Origin of the sequence: Fibrobacter sp. (assembly GCF_017551775.1) — a bacterium.
In the GTDB taxonomy this organism is placed as follows: domain Bacteria; phylum Fibrobacterota; class Fibrobacteria; order Fibrobacterales; family Fibrobacteraceae; genus Fibrobacter.
In genome coordinates, this window is sequence record NZ_JAFZKX010000077.1 from 1 (window position 1) to 20,082 (window position 20,082).

Annotated in this window: 12 protein-coding genes; all 12 read left to right on the forward strand. The window is 54.9% G+C overall.

The features are described from left to right. Positions 1 to 165 precede the first annotated feature (165 nt). Positions 166 to 5,994 (forward strand): glycoside hydrolase family 9 protein, encoded by a 5,829-nt coding sequence (locus IK012_RS09265; RefSeq protein ID WP_290953528.1) that lies wholly within the window; start codon positions 166 to 168, stop codon positions 5,992 to 5,994. A 79-nt stretch (positions 5,995 to 6,073) separates the two neighbouring features. Further along, positions 6,074 to 8,437 (forward strand): ATP-binding protein, encoded by a 2,364-nt coding sequence (locus tag IK012_RS09270; protein ID WP_290953531.1) that lies wholly within the window; start codon positions 6,074 to 6,076, stop codon positions 8,435 to 8,437. Beyond that, positions 8,437 to 8,811 (forward strand): response regulator, encoded by a 375-nt coding sequence (locus IK012_RS09275; RefSeq protein WP_173346027.1) that lies wholly within the window; start codon positions 8,437 to 8,439, stop codon positions 8,809 to 8,811. Before IK012_RS09270 ends, IK012_RS09275 begins: the two co-directional genes overlap by 1 nt. Before the next feature lie 9 nt (positions 8,812 to 8,820). Further along, positions 8,821 to 10,266: a sigma-54 dependent transcriptional regulator gene (locus IK012_RS09280; RefSeq protein WP_290953536.1), complete on the forward strand. Its 1,446-nt coding sequence runs from the start codon at positions 8,821 to 8,823 to the stop codon at positions 10,264 to 10,266. Between the two features lie 27 nt (positions 10,267 to 10,293). Beyond that, the gene (locus tag IK012_RS09285) at positions 10,294 to 11,022 is read left to right on the forward strand and encodes a pseudouridine synthase (RefSeq protein ID WP_290953539.1); all 729 of its coding nucleotides are present in this window, start codon (positions 10,294 to 10,296) and stop codon (positions 11,020 to 11,022) included. A gap of 107 nt (positions 11,023 to 11,129) precedes the next feature. Next, positions 11,130 to 11,957 carry a metallophosphoesterase gene (locus IK012_RS09290; protein ID WP_290953542.1) on the forward strand — a complete coding sequence of 276 codons (828 nt, stop codon included), beginning with the start codon at positions 11,130 to 11,132 and terminating at the stop codon, positions 11,955 to 11,957. Between the two features lie 18 nt (positions 11,958 to 11,975). Beyond that, positions 11,976 to 12,641, forward strand: a complete 666-nt coding sequence (locus tag IK012_RS09295; protein WP_290953545.1) for a hypothetical protein — start codon at positions 11,976 to 11,978, stop codon at positions 12,639 to 12,641. Positions 12,642 to 12,681: 40 nt separating this feature from the next. Next, a complete protein-coding gene (locus tag IK012_RS09300) occupies positions 12,682 to 13,872 on the forward strand; it encodes a DUF6588 family protein (protein ID WP_290953548.1) in 1,191 nt (396 codons plus the stop codon). A 61-nt stretch (positions 13,873 to 13,933) separates the two neighbouring features. After that, positions 13,934 to 15,427 carry a carbon starvation protein A gene (locus IK012_RS09305; protein ID WP_290953553.1) on the forward strand — a complete coding sequence of 498 codons (1,494 nt, stop codon included), beginning with the start codon at positions 13,934 to 13,936 and terminating at the stop codon, positions 15,425 to 15,427. Then, complete coding sequence (locus tag IK012_RS09310; RefSeq protein WP_290953556.1) at positions 15,421 to 17,565, forward strand: ATP-dependent RecD-like DNA helicase; 2,145 nt, start codon at positions 15,421 to 15,423, stop codon at positions 17,563 to 17,565. Before IK012_RS09305 ends, IK012_RS09310 begins: the two co-directional genes overlap by 7 nt. A 147-nt stretch (positions 17,566 to 17,712) precedes the next feature. Further along, positions 17,713 to 18,696, forward strand: a complete 984-nt coding sequence (locus IK012_RS09315) for a hypothetical protein (protein WP_290953559.1) — start codon at positions 17,713 to 17,715, stop codon at positions 18,694 to 18,696. A gap of 222 nt (positions 18,697 to 18,918) precedes the next feature. Next, a partial coding sequence (locus IK012_RS09320; RefSeq protein WP_290953561.1) for a 2,3-bisphosphoglycerate-independent phosphoglycerate mutase occupies positions 18,919 to 20,082 on the forward strand: 1,164 nt, incomplete at its 3' end.

A 20,082-nucleotide genomic window follows, 5' to 3' on the forward strand; every position in this document is an offset into this window, starting at 1 on the left:
ACTTCGAATCCAAGGCGACCTACGTGGCGGAGACCAGCACGGTCCAGGAGGACGGCCCCGCGTACGAGAAGGGCGACGTCATCAAGACGACCGACAACACCACGAAGACCTTCGGCTTCAAGCGGGCTAAGAGAAAATAATAGATAGAAAGCACTGGAAAACAACATGAAAATGACGTACTTGAAAAAACTGCTGACGGCATCATTTGTACTGGGAGAGTTGCTATGCGTAAACGCCATGGCACAACTCCCGGCTATCGACCGAACCGACAAAGTCCACGAACGTCGATATCTCGACTCACTGAACGTCTTCAACCGCCGCCCGATTCGCGTGAACCAAGCCGGTTTCAGACCTCAAGACAACAAGTACGCCTATGTCGCCAACCCGACGAGCATGACGTTTAAAGTTATCGATGCGAACACCCTGAGAGAGGTCGACGCAGGAAATACCACGCTCACATCCGTAGGAACGGCTCCAAAGCCGGGAATCTGGGTGAACGGTGCGTTCAACTCGATTACAAGCGTCTATGAATTCGGCAGCAAGGCAGAGACATCGAGTACCGAACAGTTGTATAAAGCAGACTTCACCGGGCTCACGGCCATTGGTGAATACTTTATCGTGAACGGGAACGACACGTCGGCCACATTCCATGTGCACCCCTCCATCTACAACGCCGTTTTCGAGAACTCCCTGAAATTCTTCGGCATCCAGCGTTGCGGTAATACAAAGTCGCATTTTCACGCTCCCTGCCACTTGAAGGATGGTTCCGCCGTCCATCACGACCTGACCGGTGGATGGCACGACTGCGGTGACCATTTCAAGGTTTCGGAAACGCTCGGCTACACTGCTTATGCGCTCGCCATGACCTACCTTGTGTACCAGGAAAAGGCAGAAGACCGCTACGGCAATTCCTACGACGACACCGTATTTACCGACGGTATCCCGGACCTCCTCTACGAAGCGAAGGTCGGTGCAGACTACATATACAAACTCTACAAGGCATCTAAAGAAGACGGACTCATTGCTCAGCACGACATGTACCATTCCATTGGTGTCGGCAGTGCAGACCACCAATTCTGGGATGTCCCCGAAAAGCAAGACGCCCAGACGCAAGATAAAGGCGGCCCCGACCGCCCCGTTGCAAAAGGTATCGGTACTGGCGCTGGCGTGTATGCCGCTGCCCTCGCCTACTTTGCCATGGGATGGTACGTTTACGACCCCGTCTACGCCGATTCCCTTATAGATGCCGCCAAAGACATCTACAAGAACGTATTGAGGTCTTACGTCTACGGTTTAGGCGGTTCGTACACGACAACCGATGGACTCCTCGGGTTCTATCCGGGTGGCACCAGCGAAACCAACATGATTGACGATGCCGCCGCAGCAGCGCTCGCCCTGTGGTACGCGACAAAGGATACAACTTACCAGTACGACCTCTACAAGAACCTAAAAATCAACGACAACTCTACGAACTACGGCTACAACAACGAACCCGATGACGCAGGCCCCTATTTCAAGGGCGGCTTCCTTGGGCTCAAAAGCGGATTTACGCCAGGTGGATGGCCCACGGACTTTGAAAACATCCATTCCTACGTGCTTTTCTCGTTCGTAAAACTCATCTTGAAGGATAAGGAAACGGCACAAGAATACAACGTAGGCGAACTTGAACGCGATACGTTGATCCAGCGTGCAACGAACTGCTTGCGCCGCCTCACGGACGACGGCTCGCAGGGTTCTAACCTTGTCTACGAAAACAGGTTTGGAAAGGTTACCTCCGACGGCCCTTACAACCTCGTTTGGACATCTAGTGACTGGGGTTTCAACCGCTACAACATGGGTGCGGCAAACGCCATCTTCATGCTTTCGGAAATCACGCAAGGTGCCGAAAAGGAAGCCTACAAGAACCTCGCCCTCGACAACATCTACTACAACCTGGGCGCAAACCCGTGGGATATATCGTTCTTGATGGGTGCAGGCGACAAAAACCTGAACCACCCGCACAACCGCGCCGCCAACCCGGACGGCTACAACGCAGGTGGCATGCCGTATGAATACAAATGCCCGAGAGGCGCTCTCATGGGCGGCGCCGCCCCGAACGCAGTATTGCTCGAAGACTGGAGCGACTACACGGCAACGGAAACCTGTATCGACTTCTCGGTGCAGTTGCTAATACCCGCCCAGAGCCTTGCGGAACCCCTCCCCATCGATGCGGAAGGCCCGCTGTTCAGCAACATTACCGGGACCCCGATTTCGAATACCGAAGCCATCGTAAGCTGGGACGCGAACGAAGTCGCCCTCGTAACCGTATTCTACAGCGAAACCCCCGACGAAAACACCACAAAGTCCGTACAGCAGACAACCGCATCGAAAGGCGGCTCAGTTATGCTCACGAACCTGGAACCGGGCAAGACCTACTACTTCTTCCTCGAAGGCATGGACACGAAGAGGAACCTGACGACCGACAACAACCACGGACAGTGGTACCAGTTTACCATGACTCCGGCCAACACGAACATCAGCGGAGTGACCATCTGCCAGGTCGACCACAGGAGCGCAAAGATTTACTGGTGGTCTAGCGACCGCATGAACGGCATCGTGAACTACGGAACGTCAAGCGGCAACTATTCTGACGCAAAGGCGGCAGAAGGCGGCGCGGTACTCTTCCACGAAGCTACCCTCACCGACCTGCGTGCTGGAACTACGTACTACTTCACCGTTTCTTCGGGTGCGAAAACCTCGGAAGAATTCTCCTTCACTACGGAAGCGTACGCCACCTATGCTAACCTCGACATATACCTGAAGCCGAGTTCCTACGGTTCCGAAGCAAGCTGCAGCGCATGGCAAGACTGTCACGCATTTATCATGTCTATCACCAACAACGACACCATTCCCTTTGAAGATTTCGAAGTACGCCTGTATCTAAATAATGAAAACCTTGCCGCTCTCGGAAATGCTCATCAAAATTTCGGCGGCGATGGACAAATGGGCAAGCCCATCAACATAACGTTTGGCAGTTCACAACCCGACGGCTTTGGTGGATACTATCTGCCCATTAACGTAAAAGGCGTTGTAGAAGTCTCCGGACAGTTGATAATTCAAGTCATATTCCATGATTACAATCCCTCTGTCAAAACAGTCACCTTCAAGGAAATCGAGAATTCTTGGTCTCTGCGGCCCCACACCGCAGAAACTGATCCCGAGTATTTTAAAGGCATCGACTTGACGCAAGCCCCGTTCTTCAAAGGATCGGAAACCACGTTCGTCGAGCACAACTCCAATGGAACTAAAGTCGTAGCCTTCACCAGGGATCCCTACATCGCCGTCTTCTACCATGGCAAGCACATCTATGGCTACACCCCGGACTACACGCCCGAAACGGGCCCGCAGGTAAGCCGCACGGTTGCCCTCACTTTCGACAAACCGTTCAAGACGCCTTTCTACTCGGTTGAACAAGAAGTGTACGAAGCCAAGTACAGCGGTTCGAGCAAGGTATCCCCGATGGGTATACTCGACGACTTCGAAATGAACGGGAATTCATACTTCGACAAGACCATGTACTTCCCCGACACGCGCAAGGATTCGCTCTTGTTCCTACACGACACGACGCTTTCTTACGGCAACAACTACATGGAATGGGTCAGCTGGCACAACCATGCGGCAAACAAGTCTGGCAGCTACGACTGTGCCTGTGCCGTCGTCCGCAGCAATGTGGAAGTCGACACGATCATGACGCCGCCCGAAATCCGTATTCTCTCGTTCACGGTAGATACCGTGCGCGTCTATACGGGAAGAATGGCCGAAGTGCATCTGCAATTGCTCGATTCGAACAGGGTTCTGCTCAACACGGACCCGCTGACCGTGCTGCTCTCGTCTGAATCTGGTTTGGCCAAGTTCTATACTTCGGCGACATCGACCATCCCCGTCGACAAGATTGACATCATCAACGGTAAAGCCGTGTTCTATGTCAGTTCCGACAGGGCGACAACCACCATACTCAAGGCAACCGGCACAAATACCTCCAAGGTCAACTATGTCCCCGCGAAAGCAGTGCTCATCATCGAAGATCTGCCGCCCTGGCCCATCATCGACGTAGCCAAGATGGTCGACACCGACTGCGACGACATTCCTGACGCCTTCGAGATAAAGCTTTCGAACGAATACATAGCGGCAGAAAACCAGTCGTTCAATTCCATCAAGTACGTGTACGGTAACGACACCATCACGAGCACCAAGGTCATTTCGCAAAACGGCAGGGACCTGGTCGTCGGAGCGAACCTCACGGGCGCCACCATGAATACGAACCCCGAAGGAAGCATCACGCTCGTGAGCAACACCAAGGAAGGCAAGAAGGAATCCGCGGACTTCTATACCGATGGCATCCCGCCCACGCTCGTATCCGTTTCCGTACTTGAAAAGCTCCCGGATGCCACAAGCGACTTCGTCTACATCCAGTTCAGCGAACCCGTGAAGGAACCCTCTCCCGAATGGCCGCTGCGTCTGAATTCGACCGATGTCGCAGTCCACGTGAAGGGCGTTAAGCTCTACAACGAGGCACACAACATTTGGGAATTCGAAATCGACTTCGATGCGGGCGGAGGCTCCCTCGTCGCAGAAGGCATGAAGGCCGAACTCGCCCCGACCGCGACCATCAAGGACCTCGCCGGAAACGGCATCGGACCTTGCGCTCCGAAGGTCGTGGACGTGCTCCTGAAGATTCGCCCGATCCCGATGACCTACGCAAGCATCTCGGACAAGGATGAAGACGGCCTTGCCGAACATATCGAAATCAAGTTCGCGCAAGCAGTCGACACGAAGCACTACCCGGATTCTATTTCCATCATATTCGGTAGCGCCATGCCCGAAACCCTCACTGTACACAAGTCGCAGTTCCAGCTGAACGCCGACCAGATGTCCAGTTCGTTCGACCTTCCCGTACCGTTCTCGCTGGGCAACACCAACGGCAATTACGAAGGTACCCTGAACGGCAAGGACCTCGTTGGCGCAGGCCTCGTTATCGAGCACCTGGGCGACGGTGCGGCCTACGAATCTGAATCTTCGATTGCCGAAGACCTCGCGGGCCCCGTATTCACATCGGCGACCCTGGTCTCGTCGACATACGAAGTGCTCACCGTCTATATAAGCGAACCTGTCAACGTCATAGATTCCCTCGCTATCCTCTATGTTCGTGAGCGCAGCAACCTGAACATCAGCAAGATGGATATCAACATGTGGAGTCTTTCTAACGGAAAGACCACCCTCAACGCTCTCTTCGACCACGAAGCCACAGCCGCTGTCATGGAAGGCGACCGCATCAACCTCGCTCCGAAGACAGCCAGTGCGTTTGCCGACTTGAGCGGCAACATGCCGGCGGATAACAACCCCATGGTCACCATCGGTGGCGACACCAAGCCGAAGATCAAGTTCGATATCCACCTGCAGACCCCGGTGACGACCGTTTCGGCATCCACCCCGTCTCTCAACCCGAGCAACAAGACAATCAACCTCTACATCGTGAACCCGGCCACCCACAAGCTCGACCGCATCGAGGGAGAGAATGTCGTGCAGACGGGAATCGATACCTTGACAACGCCGCTCAACGGTGTCGTATGGACCATGGACCTGACCGTCCCGCGTGGCGGTGCCCTGAACCAGCCCGCCTACTGGAGAAGCCTCAAGGTGAAGTACAGCATTCCTATCTACACGAACATGGGTAGCTTCGTGAACCGTATTTCCGGCAATTTCGTCGTAAATTCCGATACTTACTATTCGACGAACAACAAGGTGACGTTCTTCGTCGAATGGGTCAACGCGCCCAAGGGCGGAGTACGGTCGAAACAGGGCAGGGCTGTCGGCACTGGCGCCTATATCTACAAGGCCGAACTGGATTGCAAGTTCCTGCCCAACCCCAACCTCGACCAGGAAACAAAGGAACGTTTCGATTCCTCTGATTCCTACGAAAAGACGGAAACATTCGGAATCAGACGTTCGAAGTAAAACTTAGGGCAAAATTCTCAGTCCCGCTGAAAGCGGGACTTTTCTTTTCAGGATTTTTTTATATAAGTTTCTAGAAGATATGCAAGAGATTCTGTATTCCAATTCGCCTATCTCGACGGCCCTTTCTGCGTGGGCTCTTCTGCTCACGTTTTTGCTTCCCTATATTCTGGGGAAAAAGACCGGGATAAGGCAGTTTCCAAAAGCCATCTACCAGCTGATGCTCATCTGCATCTACTGGAACACGCTGAGCCTTGTCGGAAACCTGTTCTTCAGCGGTCCCGATTTCGGGAACTCGGCAAAAATCATTTTCGGCCTGCAGGCGCTCGCTTGGATCCAGACCGGTAACGCCATCTACCACATCGCCGAACACGCGCTCCATTTCAGGCGTTTGAACTTCTGGAGGCTGCTGAATGCCATCAGCGTTCTCAACGTCTTTGCCGTCACGCTCATATTCTGTGTGAAGGAAACCATAATTACCGAATTCCAGGTATTCGGCTACATGCCCTTCCAGGACCACCCCTTCTTCAAGATTTATTCCATACTGTTCCTCATCTATGTGTTCCCCGAGCTTCTCCTCACCATATACAAGCTTTTGAGCATGACGTTGCAGACCGGAGACAAGGATGCCGCGCAGATAAACCTCTACATGGCAGGGACCTTCATCTTCTTTACCATGCTGGCGTTCCTCTTCGACTTCATCATACCGATTTCCAGCGACTTCAACATCAACGGAAGGCACCCCATATTCCTGCAATGGCACCAATACGCCACGATATTCCTCGCCATTCTGTGCGGGCAGTATTTCACCTCGATTTCGTTCAAGAATAAAGGTTCCCACTGGCTCATGAAGAGCCTGTTCAACCAGCTGAGCGACTGCGTGTTCACGTTCCAGTCCGACGGCAAGATCAGCATGAGCAACCCCGCCGCGCAGCTCCTGTTCCGCAAGTCGGGTAGCGAAATGAAAATGCACCACATCCGCGATTTTATTCCGAACCTGAAATTCGAAAACGAAATCCTCATGGAAAACATGAAGGTGCAAATCAACGACGAGCTGCATTCCTTCTGCGTATCGCTGTTCAAGTACCGCACCACGCTCACCACGTACATGTGGCTCCTGCTCCTGAGCGACCAGACGAACTCGCTGTTCTACCAGCAACGCATCAAGACGCTCAACCGCCAGTTCGCCGACTACAAGAAGGACCTCATCCGCTACCAAGACCGCCTCGACAACTCCGAAAAGAAATTCAAGGAACAGAGCAACTTTAGTTCGACGCTCATCAACGCGCTCCCGTTCCAGTTCTGGTCCAAGAACGAACAGGGCGTGTACACGACGCAGAACATCATGGACATCAAAAACCGCGGAAACCTCATTCAGACGACGGACAATTCCGAGTCCATCACGGACCGCGAAAAGCAGGCGCGCAACAGCGGCGTTTCGAACATCTGCACCACCTACGAAAACGACCGTCACGAAAAGATTTCCGAAGACGAAGCCAACAACCTCATCTTCAACAACAAGACCGTATTCATTTACAACGAGCAGTTCATCCCTATTATCGCGGAAAAGAAGCCGTACAAGATCATCGGGCTGAAGCAGGACATCACCGAGCAGAAGCGCCTCGAAAGGGAACGCGACCTCCTGAGCGAACAGAAGCGCATCCATTCGCGCCTCGAAGACCTGGGAACGATGCTCGGCGGTTTCGCTCACGACTACAAGAACAGTATCGGGGCGCAAATCGGATTCTGCGAACTTGCGCAGGAAACCCTCCAGAGCGTTCCGACCGACGACATTCCCGAAAAGAAGGCGAAGACCATCGCGAGAGCGGCCGACCTCATCAGCGAAGCGAACAAGGCCGCGAACAAGGCGAAGGATTCCGTGAACCAGCTCTTGAGCGCCATCCGAAACGAAGCCTCCATAGCCCCGAAGCCGATGGTGTTCTCTCCGTTCCTGATTATCGAGGATGTCGTGAAGAAGGTGCAGCTAACGCTCCCCTCGAACATCCACATCTCGACCGAAGAAATCGACAAGGACCTGAAGATAAAGTGCCTACCGGCGGCCCTGGACAGGATTTTGAGCAACCTCGCGAACAACGCCATATTCGCCATGAAGGAAACCGGCGGTACGCTTACGTTCAAGCTCGAGCGCACCGAACTGGAAAAGAAGCTCGTCCTCCCCTTCTCCGAGACCATCGAACCGGGAGTTTATGCGAAATTCACCATCGCCGACACGGGTACCGGAATCGACTCGGGAACCCTGGAACGCATTTTCTCGCCGTTTTTCACCACAAAAGCGCCCGGAGAAGGGCTTGGTTTGGGCCTGACATCGGCCCTAAGGCTGCTAAAAGACAGTAATGCGCATTTCACCGTGCACACAACCCTCGGTGAAGGCACTCAATTTAATCTATATTGGGATTTAGCAACCGAAAAAACGGAGGATGCATAATGGCCACTATCTTGATTATTGATGACGACGAACAGTTCAACTTGATGATGAAGACCGCCCTTGAAGTCAAGGGTTACGAAGTGGAAACGGCAAGCAACGGCAGAGAGGCAAAGGCCCTCTACCAGAACAAGAAGTACGATGTCATCGTTACCGACATCATCATGCCGGACGTGGATGGCTATGAAGTCATTTTGGACCTTCGCCGCATGGGTATGAGCGACAGGACCATCGCCGTGAGTGCAGGCGGCCGTACCGCAGCGGACGACTACCTGTTGACGGCAAAGCACTTCGATGTGGCTGTCACGTTCAACAAGCCCATCGATATCCAGCAGTTCCGCGAAAAGGTTGATGAAATCATCAAGAACCATCAGTAATTCATGCCGATGAACATACTGATTGCTGATTCCGACAAGGACTTTATCAGCGACATTCGACGTTCCTGGGCCTTGGACGATACGGAGCTCTCGCTCTGTAACGACAAGGACAAATTGATGCCCCTGGTAAAAAACAGTTCGATAGACCTCGCTTTTATCGAAGTTCCGTTTCTTACCTTCGACAACATGGATCTTGTCAGTTTTTTAAAAGAAAAAGACCCGAACATCGAGATTTTCATCCTTTGCGACAATAAGAACTGGCCGGGCGCCACCAGCGCCATCAACCGCGGGGCAAACAGCTTCTTGATGAAGCCGATAACGGTCAATCAGCTCGAAGACACCGCGAAGAAAATCCAGACATTAAGGCAGAACAAGTCCACACACCAGCTGATGGAATCGCAGGTGCTGGACAGCCTCTTGGGCGACACGCCCGAGATGAGGAAGATTCTCAAGACAGTTTACAAGATTGCCCCCACGACGAGCACCGTGCTCATCACCGGCGAATCCGGTTCGGGCAAGGAATTCCTCGCAAATGTAATACACCGCTACAGCCAGCGCGCCGCCGAACCGTTTATCGCGGTCAACTGCGGGGCCATACCGGAAAATCTGGTCGAAAGCGAACTCTTCGGTGCGAAGAAAGGTTCGTACACGGGTTCTACGGCCGACAAGAAGGGCCTGTTCGAGGCGGCAAACCGGGGAACGCTGTTCCTGGACGAAGTCGGCGAACTCTCGCCCGCGACGCAGGTGAAACTGTTAAGATTCTTACAAAGCCACGAAATCAGGCGCGTGGGTGAAACCGAGGCGCGTTACCTCGACATCCGCATCATCGCGGCGACGAACCGCGACCTGCAGGCGTCCATGCTCAAGGGCGAATTCCGCGAAGACCTTTTCTACCGTCTCAACACGTTCCACCTGACGCTCCCGCCACTGCGCGAACGCAAGCCCGTGATTCCCACGCTTATCCGCTACTTCATCTTGAAGTACAAGGAAACCCACGGGAAGGACATCATCAACGTGGAACCAGCGGCGCAGTACGCGCTCGCGAAATACCCCTACCCGGGCAACATCCGCGAACTCGAGAACATCATCGAGCATGCGATTGTGCTCTCGGAAGGCGGTATACTGCGACTCGAGGATCTGCCCGAAAACGTGCAGGAAGAAGCCCGCGAAAAGACGGTCGCCATCCCGCATATCCGGGAAAGCCAGTCCGAGACGCACCTGCTCCCGGGATTAGAGACCGGCAACGTGGATGTACCCGCGAAGGCGCCTAGCGAACCTGCGGAAAGCGACGACATCATCTCGCTCGAAGAAATGGAACGCAGGCACATTCTGCATGCGCTGGGCGTCTGCAAGAACAACAAGACCGAAGTCTGCAAGCGGCTCGGAATCAGCCGCGCCACCCTCTGGAGAAAGTTGAAGGAACTCAAGATCCAGATGGACGGCGAAGAAGACTAAGGCAAAAACTTTATCGAAGAACAGCACATGATGCGCATCAACAAGTTCATATCCCTTTGCGGAATCGCGAGCCGTCGCGCCGCAGACGCCCTTGTACAGGAAGGACGCGTGCAGGTGAACGGCGAAACCATCACCGACATGGGACACCAGGTCGACGAAAACGCAGACGACGTCAAGGTCGACGGGAAGACGGCGAAGCTCCCGAAGAAGACGAAAGTCATCATGTTCCACAAGCCCGCAGGATGCGTGTGCACCAAGGACGACCCGCAGGGACGACGCACCGTATACGACTACCTGCCGCCGGGATACGCCTTCTTCAAGTACGTGGGAAGGCTCGACCTGCAGAGCCGCGGGCTCCTGCTGTTTACCGACGACGGGGAACTGCTGCACCGGCTCACGCACCCGAGCTACGAGATTCCGCGCAGTTACTACGTGTGGACGACGCGCCAGCTTAGCGAAGCCGCCGCCCAGAAACTCGTGGACGGAGTCGACATCCGCGACCCCGAAGACCCGGACGCCGAAGAAGAAATCGCATTCGCGACCGACGTGTATCTCGAAAACGGATTCGCCGAACTCGTGCTCATCGAGGGCAAGAACCGCGAAATCCGCCGCATGATGCGCGCCGTCGGTTACGAGATCCGAGACCTGAAGCGCGTGAGTTACAGCCATATCCAGCTGGGCGATTTGCCCGCGGGTGAATTCCGCGAACTCACCGCCGACGAATTGAACAAGCTGCGCCAAGCGGTACACCTGTAAGCGGCTTCGCCGCAGTAACTAGTTCCGAGTTACTAGTTACTAGCGTTGCCGACACCAAAATGCTTCTTGATAAAAGAAATTCTAGTAACTACTAACTAACAACTATTATGTCCCGAACTCTTTACATAGGTGATGTCCACGGCTGCGCAGATGAACTCGAGCGCATCATAGACGCATTCGGCTTTGTACGCGGGAAAGATACTTTATACCAAACCGGCGATATCATCAACAAGGGTCCCGACATGATGCGGGCCATGCGTACCGTCATCGACCTCGGAATCCTTACCGTACGCGGGAACCACGAAGAGCATTTGATCCGTTCGATGGAAAACCCCGAAAGCACTTGGACCGAAAAGCAGCGCAAGCGTTTCAAGGCGCTCCCCCTGGAAGACTGGGAATTCATCCGCGACACCGTGAAGCAGTGGCCCCTCTGGCGCGACACCCCGCACGCGCTCCTCGTGCACGCAGGCCTCGAACCAGGCAAAAAACGCCTCGAGGACATGAGCCCCGAAGTATTGCTTTCCATCCGCAAGTGGAATGACAGGCCGTGGTTCGAACAAGTTAAATGGGAAAAGACAGTCGTGTTCGGGCACTGGGCCAAGAAGGGGTTCGTGAATATTCCCGGATTTATCGGGCTCGACTCGGGATGCGTCTACGGCAAATGCCTTACCGCATGGTGCCCCGAAGAAGACAAGTTCTACACGGTGCCCGCCGCCCGCGAATACACGCCGGTCAAGGACAAGGCGAAGGAATCCGAAGGCGCCCCCTGCAAGGTCGTCGGCGACAACAGCCCCTCCTCCGTCCCTCCCAAGACATTCGACGAAATCAAATCGCGCATCGAAAGCGGGGACATCGCCCCTGCCAAGAATTCGCCCGAAGACGACGCCATCCGCAAGGCAAGCCCTTCCATTGCCGCAGAATGGGCTGGCTACTAAAAAAAATCCGAGGTTACAATGAAACGACTGCTCATCATCTTGGCGTTGTTCTTCACGGCCCACAGCGCATTTGCCGAAGACGAATGGCCGCGCAGATTTTTCTTCAGTGCGGGTTTCGGCATGTTCGCAAGCACTGGCGACATGAACGAACGCGTGCTTTCGATGAAGGACACCTCGGGCAGGACGCAGAAAATCTATCCGCCCGACCTCGGTGTATTTGCCAGCCCCGACTTCACCATCGGCGTGAACGTTCGCGAATTCACCATCGCGTTCAATTTCCAGATCTGGAGTTCAGAACAGAAAATTTACGGATATCCCGATGAATCGGTCAAAGGCAACAGCCTTTACTGGCGAGCCAGCACAGAATTCATGTACAATTTCTTCTGGCCCGAAGATTTCCAGGTTGGCGTCGGCGCGGCGTATTCCTACACCACGCTTACCACGGAAAATACGGCATACATCGATGGCGAAGCCAGCGAATCCGAATTCATGGGCTCTTCCATCGGACTTATCGCGAATGTCAAATATTACATTTTAGACCACCTGGCCATCGTCCCGTATATCAAAATTTACGAGAACTGGTTCAAGAATGTTTACACCGAAGCAAGCGAACTCTGCGATCTCGATTCGTACATGTGGCAGACCTTCTTCTTCGCCGGCGTAACCTTGCAGTTCCGCTTCTAGGGCTTGGCCCGTCCCCCCGATTTTCTATATTTGGCAGCGTATGAAAACGCTTGCCAAACTCACATTCGCATTTCTGTTAGGGGCCACTTCTTTCGCGACCGCAATGGACGAAAAAGGCTGGGCCTCCATATACGAAGCACTCGCCGCCTTCGAAGACAGGCCTGGTGTCGTCGGCGCCCCCTTTAACCGTCCCGGTTACGTGAAGCCCATCATCGACAACCTGGGCAACGTGCTGAACAGCAACTGGTACGTGAGCGCGAACGTGCCGCAAAGCCTCGCATTCGAATTCGGCCTGCCCGTGGCGCTCATTCCCATCAACAGCGAAGACCGCACCTTCACGGAATACAATATTCTCGGCCAGCCGAGCGAAGTCCCGACAATCTTCGGCGGCAAATGGGACCCGATTACCGATCCCGCCGGCCAGAACATCTACGGTAACGAGACCCTGAACGGGCTCAGCGTATTTAGCTATCCCTACCTGCAGCTGGGCGTGAGCATGTTCCATGCGAGAATCGTGCTCCGCGGAATGTGGCTCCCCCCGATCAGCGAACTGCGCGGATTCAGCCTAATCGGTTTCGGCCTGCAGTACAGTTTCGGCAGATGGTTCCAGTACATGCTCCCGAAGGCGGCGCAAGGGCTTGACGTGAGCCTCGTTTTCGGCTACAACTCCAGCAGCATCAGCTACAGACCCAAGGATTACACCGGACAGCTCAACCTTGACGTGGGCGCAACGACATTCGACGTGGTCATCGGTTACAAGCCGTTCAACTTCTTCGAAGTCATGATGACGCTCGGATACCAGTCCGCGACGATGAAGTCCTCCGGTCACCTCGAACAGGAAGCCAATCCGAACATGTACATCAACCCGAACATTTCGGTTGATGGAAATTGCGGATTCAAGTTCGGCCTCGCGCTCGCATTCCAGCTCGGCAAGACATACCACCCGGTCGTCAGTTTCGATTATGCGGGCAAGTCGAGCTTCACAACGAACGTGATTTACCTGCGCCAGCAATTCGGCGAAGACAAGACTCCCGACGAAATCGCGAAGGACAAGGGCTACGTGCGCGGCGCGAAGAAAGAAGAAAGCAACGCCGCCGTGGAACAAGCGAACCAGGAAGCCCAGCAGGAACTAGACCAGGAAACGGAACAGCCCGCAGAAGAATCTGCCGCAGACGAACCTGCCACAGACGACACATCGGCTGAAACCGAATCCGAAGATGAAATTGAATAACCACATTATCATTGACCATTAACCAGAAACTAATGACCAATGACCAAAAAGAAGGCATAACATGATTACATTCCTTATCGGTATCGCGATTCTTATCGGCGGATACTTTACCTACGGAAAGTTTGTCGAACATGTCTTCGGCCCTGACGACCGCAAGACTCCGGCAATCGCAAACCCGGACGGCGTTGACCGCGTCCCGATGAAGCACTGGAAGAACATGCTCATCCAGCTTCTGAACATCGCGGGCATCGGGCCCGTCATCGGCGTGATTCTCGGCATCAAGTTCGGAGCAATCGTCTTCATCATCCTCCCGCTGGGCAACGTGCTCGGCGGTGCGGTGCACGACTACTTCAGCGGCATGATCAGCATGCGCAACAACGGCTACAACGTGCCCGCGCTCTCGCAGAAGTTCCTCGGCAAGGTTCCCTCGAAAATCGTGATCGCGCTCATCTCGGTCGCGCTCATCCTCGTGGGCGCCGTATTCACGAACACGCCCGCGCAGCTCGTGAACACGCCCATCATCGCAGGTTCCGCAGTATCGCCCACGCTGTTCTGGATTGCGGTCGCCGTGATTTTCGCCTACTACTTCACCAGCACATTCTTCCCCATCGACAAGGTCATCGGGCGCATCTACCCGATTTTCGGCGGGATGCTCATCCTCGCCTCCCTCGGCATCATGATCGGCATCGCCCCGAACCTGAACGTCCTTGACGAAATCAACCTCTCCGACATCGCCTCGAACTTCACGCAGCATCCGGGTCACCAGCCCATTATCCCGATGCTCTTCGTGACAATCGCCTGCGGCATCATCAGCGGTTTCCACAGCACGCAGAGTCCGCTCGTCGCCCGCACCGAAGTGACCGAGAAGACCGGCCGCCAGACGTTCTACGGCATGATGATTATCGAAGGCCTCATCGGCATGATCTGGGCAGCCGGCGGCATGTTCATCTACCACATGCAACCCGAACTCATGACAGCCGGCGGCGTGAAAGTCTTGAGCGTTCTCGTCTCGACGGTCATCCCGTTCGCCCCGATTTCCGTTCTCGTCGTGGTGGGTGTCATCATCCTCGCGATTACGAGCGGTGACACGAGCCTCAGGAGCCTGCGCCTCACTATCGCGGAACTCTTCGGCATCGACCAGGCCGACCCGAAAAAGCGCCTGCTGCTCACCGTCCCGATGTTCACCATCTGCCTTGCCATCATCTTCTGGAGCAACCTCAACCCGCAGGGCTTCAACATCCTGTGGAACTACTTCAGCTGGAGCAACCAGCTCATGGCGGTTTGCAGCCTGTGCGTCGCAACCGTTTACCTCCGCAGCAAGGGCAAGAACTTCTGGATTACGCTTTTCCCGTGCCTGTTCATGTCGTTCATCTGCCTCGCCTACATCCTTTGGGTGAGCCCCGAGAACCTGAAGGGCGCCCCTGTCGGATTCGGCCTCAACTACAACCTGGCGCTCGTACTCGCCGCCATCGGTGCGGTCGTACTCGTCACGTTCCTTTGCCTGCGCGGCAAGAAACTTTCGAACGACAAGTCCTTCAACCCTGACAAGTGGTAAAACTCGAAGGCACCATAAAAAACGTCACCTTCCACAGCGCCGACAGCGGCTTCTCCGTATTGCGCGTTAACGTGGAAGGCGAAAGAGCCCCCGTCGTGGTGACGGGGACTTTTCCCGATTTAGGGTCCGGCGAAAAACTGCAGATGGAAGGCGACTGGGGCAACCACCCCAAATACGGTCGGCAGTTCAAATGCACCTCGTTCAAGGTCTGCGCCCCGCAAGACGAGAACATCACCGAATACCTCGCCTCCGGACTTTTCAAGGGAATCGGCCCCAAGACGGCGGAAGCCATCGTGAAGGTATTCGGCGAAGATACCGCCGACATTCTCGACAACCATCCCGACATTTTCCGCAAGGCTAAAATCAAGGGCATTACCGCCAAGAAGATTGAGGCCTTCCTCGCCGCCTGGCAACTGAACCGCCACAGCAGGGAAACGATGCTGTTCCTGTACGGCCACGGCATCGCGGGCAGCGTCGCGAAGAAACTGTGGAACCAGTTCGGGCAAGAAACCATCGTGCGCATTTCCGAGAACCCCTACCTGCTCTGCGAAGAAATCTGGGGCATCGGATTTCTGAAGGCGGACGAAATCGCGATGAAGGTGGGAATCCCGAAGGATAGCCCCAAGCGCCTGCAATCCGCCCTCCTGTACGTACTGCAGGAATCAAGTTTCAACGAAGGGCACGTGTTCCTCCCCAAGGACATCCTCCTCGAAAAAACGTTCCGGATTCTGCGCATCCCGATGGAAGACGACGACGCCGTCTACGGGCTCATCCAACAATTCGACCACCTGTGCGAACGCGAACGCATCAAGCGGATAGACGACGACTGCTTTTACCCGCCGCTGTTCCGCGCCGAGCAGAGCATTGCAGACAACATTCTTTACCGGCTGGCGGGCAATGCGCTCCCGACCGCAGGCTTCGAACGCGCGCTCATGGACTGGGAACACGAGCACAAGTTCGCGTTTGACCCCATGCAAAGGAAAGCCATCGAGATGGCGCTCGCTTACCGCATATCCATTATCACGGGCGGCCCCGGTACCGGTAAGACGACCATTTTGAAAGGCATACTCCACCTCGCGCAGAAGATGGACGAAAGCGTATTCCTCGCCGCCCCCACGGGCCGTGCAGCCAAGCGCATGAGCGACCTCTGCGGAATAAAGGCGCGCACCATCCACCGCATGCTCGAGATGGACCCCGCGACAAAGAAATTCAACCGCAACGTCGAGAACAAGCTCCCCTGCGACCTGCTCATCATCGACGAGTTCAGCATGGTCGACACTTGGCTTGCCGCGGCGCTATTCGAAGCGATACACGCCAAGACGCGCATCGTGCTCGTGGGAGATGCGGACCAGCTTCCAAGTGTCGGGCCCGGAAACGTGTTGAACGACCTCATCCGCTGTCCGAGAATCCCGACGACGCGCCTGCAGCACATATTCCGGCAGGCCGGCGGGAACGACATCGCCGACAAGGCATCGAAGATAAACCAGGGAATCGTCCCCTCGCCCATCGACGGCCCGAACTTTCACTTTATCCCGTTCGAGGAACCCGAGCAGGCGAAAGGCATCCTTCGCGAACTCCTGGAAAAAGGCGTGCGCTCCAAGCTCGATATCGACCAGAAGACCGACCTGCAGATCCTCACTCCCATGCGCAAGGGCCCCCTCGGCATATTCGAGCTCAACAACTTCTTGCAAGAACTGCAGAACCCGGGCAAAAGCCGCCACAGGATTATGGGCGTTCCCTGGAGCGACGGCGACAAGGTGATGCAGATAAAGAACAACTACGACAAGAACGTGTTCAACGGCGACGTGGGCATCATCTTCAAGGTGCGCAAGGACGACGACAAGGTTACCGTATTCTACGACGACAAGACGGTCGAGTACGAGGGCGACGAACTGGAACAGCTCACCCTCGCCTATGCGAGCACCATCCACAAGAGCCAGGGAAGCGAGTATCCGGCAGTCATCGTGATTCTCGATTCGAGCCACTACATGATGCTCCAGAGGAACCTCGTCTACACGGCGATAACCCGCGCCAAGGGCCATGTGTGGGTACTTTCGGCCCCGGGGGCTTTCGCCACCGCGGTACGCAATACCAGGAGCGTTCGCCGGTTTACCCGCCTCACCGAAAGGCTCGGATAGGCTTCCGCGCAGGAGCGTTTCATAAAAAGGGCAAAAACGAGTAATTTAGGCTGTATGTTTCCGAAATTTCGCAGTTTTTTGTTCAAAACCTTTGCTTTTTAGCTTATTTTTGATTATTTTCAAGAAAAACAGATTAGAGGTACTCTCATGAACTTCAAAAAGATTATTCTCGGCTCAGTACTCGCGGCCGCATCCTTTGCATACATCGCCTGTGGTCCTGACAATGGATCCGGCCCTGACGAACCGGGCAAAGAAACCCCTCCCGGTCCCCAAATTGATCTTCCCAAAGAATCAGCTTATTCCCCGGTTGTAGTCAACGGCCTCAAGATTACCGTGATGTCCGGCACCGAAGGCATGCGCGGCTCCCTCGGCGGAGTCATCAAGCTCGATCCCGAATTTGTTGACCCGGAAACCGAATACACGGCCAATGTCAAGACCACTATCGACAGCGTGAGTTTCGCTGTGGGCAAGGTGATTGACGGAAAGCCCTACCAGGAAAAGGTGAACATCAACCTTGACGGCGTCGTTTTCCCGAACGAGATGGTTTCCTTCTCGCAGAAGTATCTTGAATTCAAGCAGCTTAGCTCCTGTGGCGAATTCCAGCTCTACATCTCCATCTTTGCCAGCAGCAAGGAAGAAGGCGAGAAAACCACGAAGTACACGACCGTCATCGACACGCTCAAGTTCGTTCGTCCGGAAGCGGAATGCGCCGCCGCCCAGCCTGTTGAATCCTCTTCTTCTGTCGCCCAGGTCTGCACTCCGGTCACGGCCTACGAAGACACGCTTTCCAACAGCATGGGCACAAGCAAGAGCGCAATCAACTTCGCAACCGGCCTTGCCGACAATCCGCACATCACTATCAAGATTGCGAATGAATCTGCGACCATCATTCCGGGCGCTGGCGTGAGTGTCTTTGAAGAAAGCGCTCAGACCACCGGTCTCCTGCCGACAAAGACTCCTCTTTGCCGCGAAGACTTCAAGAAGTCCAACTTCAATTTCGAAGATGAACTGACCAGCGGTCTGTGGCTCGCAGTCGTCACTGCCGACGGCACGCTCTACCCGATGATGGTCCGCAAGGCCATGTTTGAGTCGGCCACCAAGGGCACCGTGACTATCGTTTACTACAAGTAATCGCTAGCCAAAACCTTTATCGAGCCTTCCCCCCGCGGGAAGGCTTTTTGCGACCGCTCGTTCGTCGTCTCGGGTGATGAAATCTCCGGTTTCTCACTCGCTCTCGCCTTCGACGACTTGTTAATACAAGTCGCCTACGGCTCACATAGAAGCCGCTCAGGATTCACATCATCTTTGATTTTTCTATCTTTACGCCCGTAATTTAACTATACGGAGTAAAACATGCTCAAGAAACTTTCCAACTTCCCCGGTATCAAGGGACCCGTCGTCACCATCGTGATGGACGGTTTCGGCATCACTGACAAGGTCGAAGGCAACGCCATCAAGGCTGCCCGTACCCCGACCCTCGACAACCTCTTCAAGATGTACCCGAACGTGCTCCTGAAGGCCCACGGCCGCGCCGTCGGTATGCCCACCAACGAAGACATGGGTAACTCCGAAGTCGGCCACAACGCTATCGGTGCTGGCCAGGTGTACAACCAGGGTGCCGCCCTCGTGCAGGATTCCATCGTCTCTGGCGAAATCTTCGGCCGCGACGCTTGGAAGGAAATTGCAGGCAACGCCCGCGAAAAGAACACCGTGCTCCACTTCATCGGCCTCTTCAGCGACGGTAACGTTCACTCCAACATTTCTCACCTGAAGGCCATGGTCGCCCAGGCCAAGAAGGAAGGCCTCAAGAAGGTCCGCGTCCACATCCTCCTCGACGGTCGTGACGTGCCGGAAACTTCCGCACTCGATTACGTTGGCCCGTTCGAAAAGTTCCTCGACGAACTCCGCAGCCCGGAATTCGACGTCTGCATTGCTAGCGGCGGTGGCCGTATGCAGATCACCATGGACCGTTACAATGCTAACTGGAAGATGGTGGAACTCGGCTGGAAGACCCACGTGCTCGGCGAAGGCCGCTACTTCGACAACGCCACCCAGGCTATCGAAACTCTCCGTGGCGAAACCAAGGCCATTGACCAGGATCTCCCCCCGTTCGTGATCGCGAAGGACGGCCAACCGGTCGGCACCATCAACGACGGCGACTCCGTGGTGTTCTTCAACTTCCGTGGCGACCGCGCCATCGAAATCACCCGCGCCTTCGAAGAAGAATCCTTCAACGAATTTGACCGTAAGCGCTTCCCGAAGGTCTGCTACGCCGGCATGCTCCAGTACGACGGTGACCTCAAGCTCCCGAACCGCTTCCTCGTGCCGCCTCCGGCCATCAAGGAAACCAGCGGTGAATGGCTTGCCGAAACGGGCGTGAAGCAGTTCGCTTGCTCCGAAACGCAGAAGTACGGCCACGTGACCTACTTCTGGAACGGAAACCGTTCCAGCAAGTTCGACGGCGAAACCTACCTCGAAATCGAATCTGACGTTGTTCCGTTCGATCAGCGCCCGTGG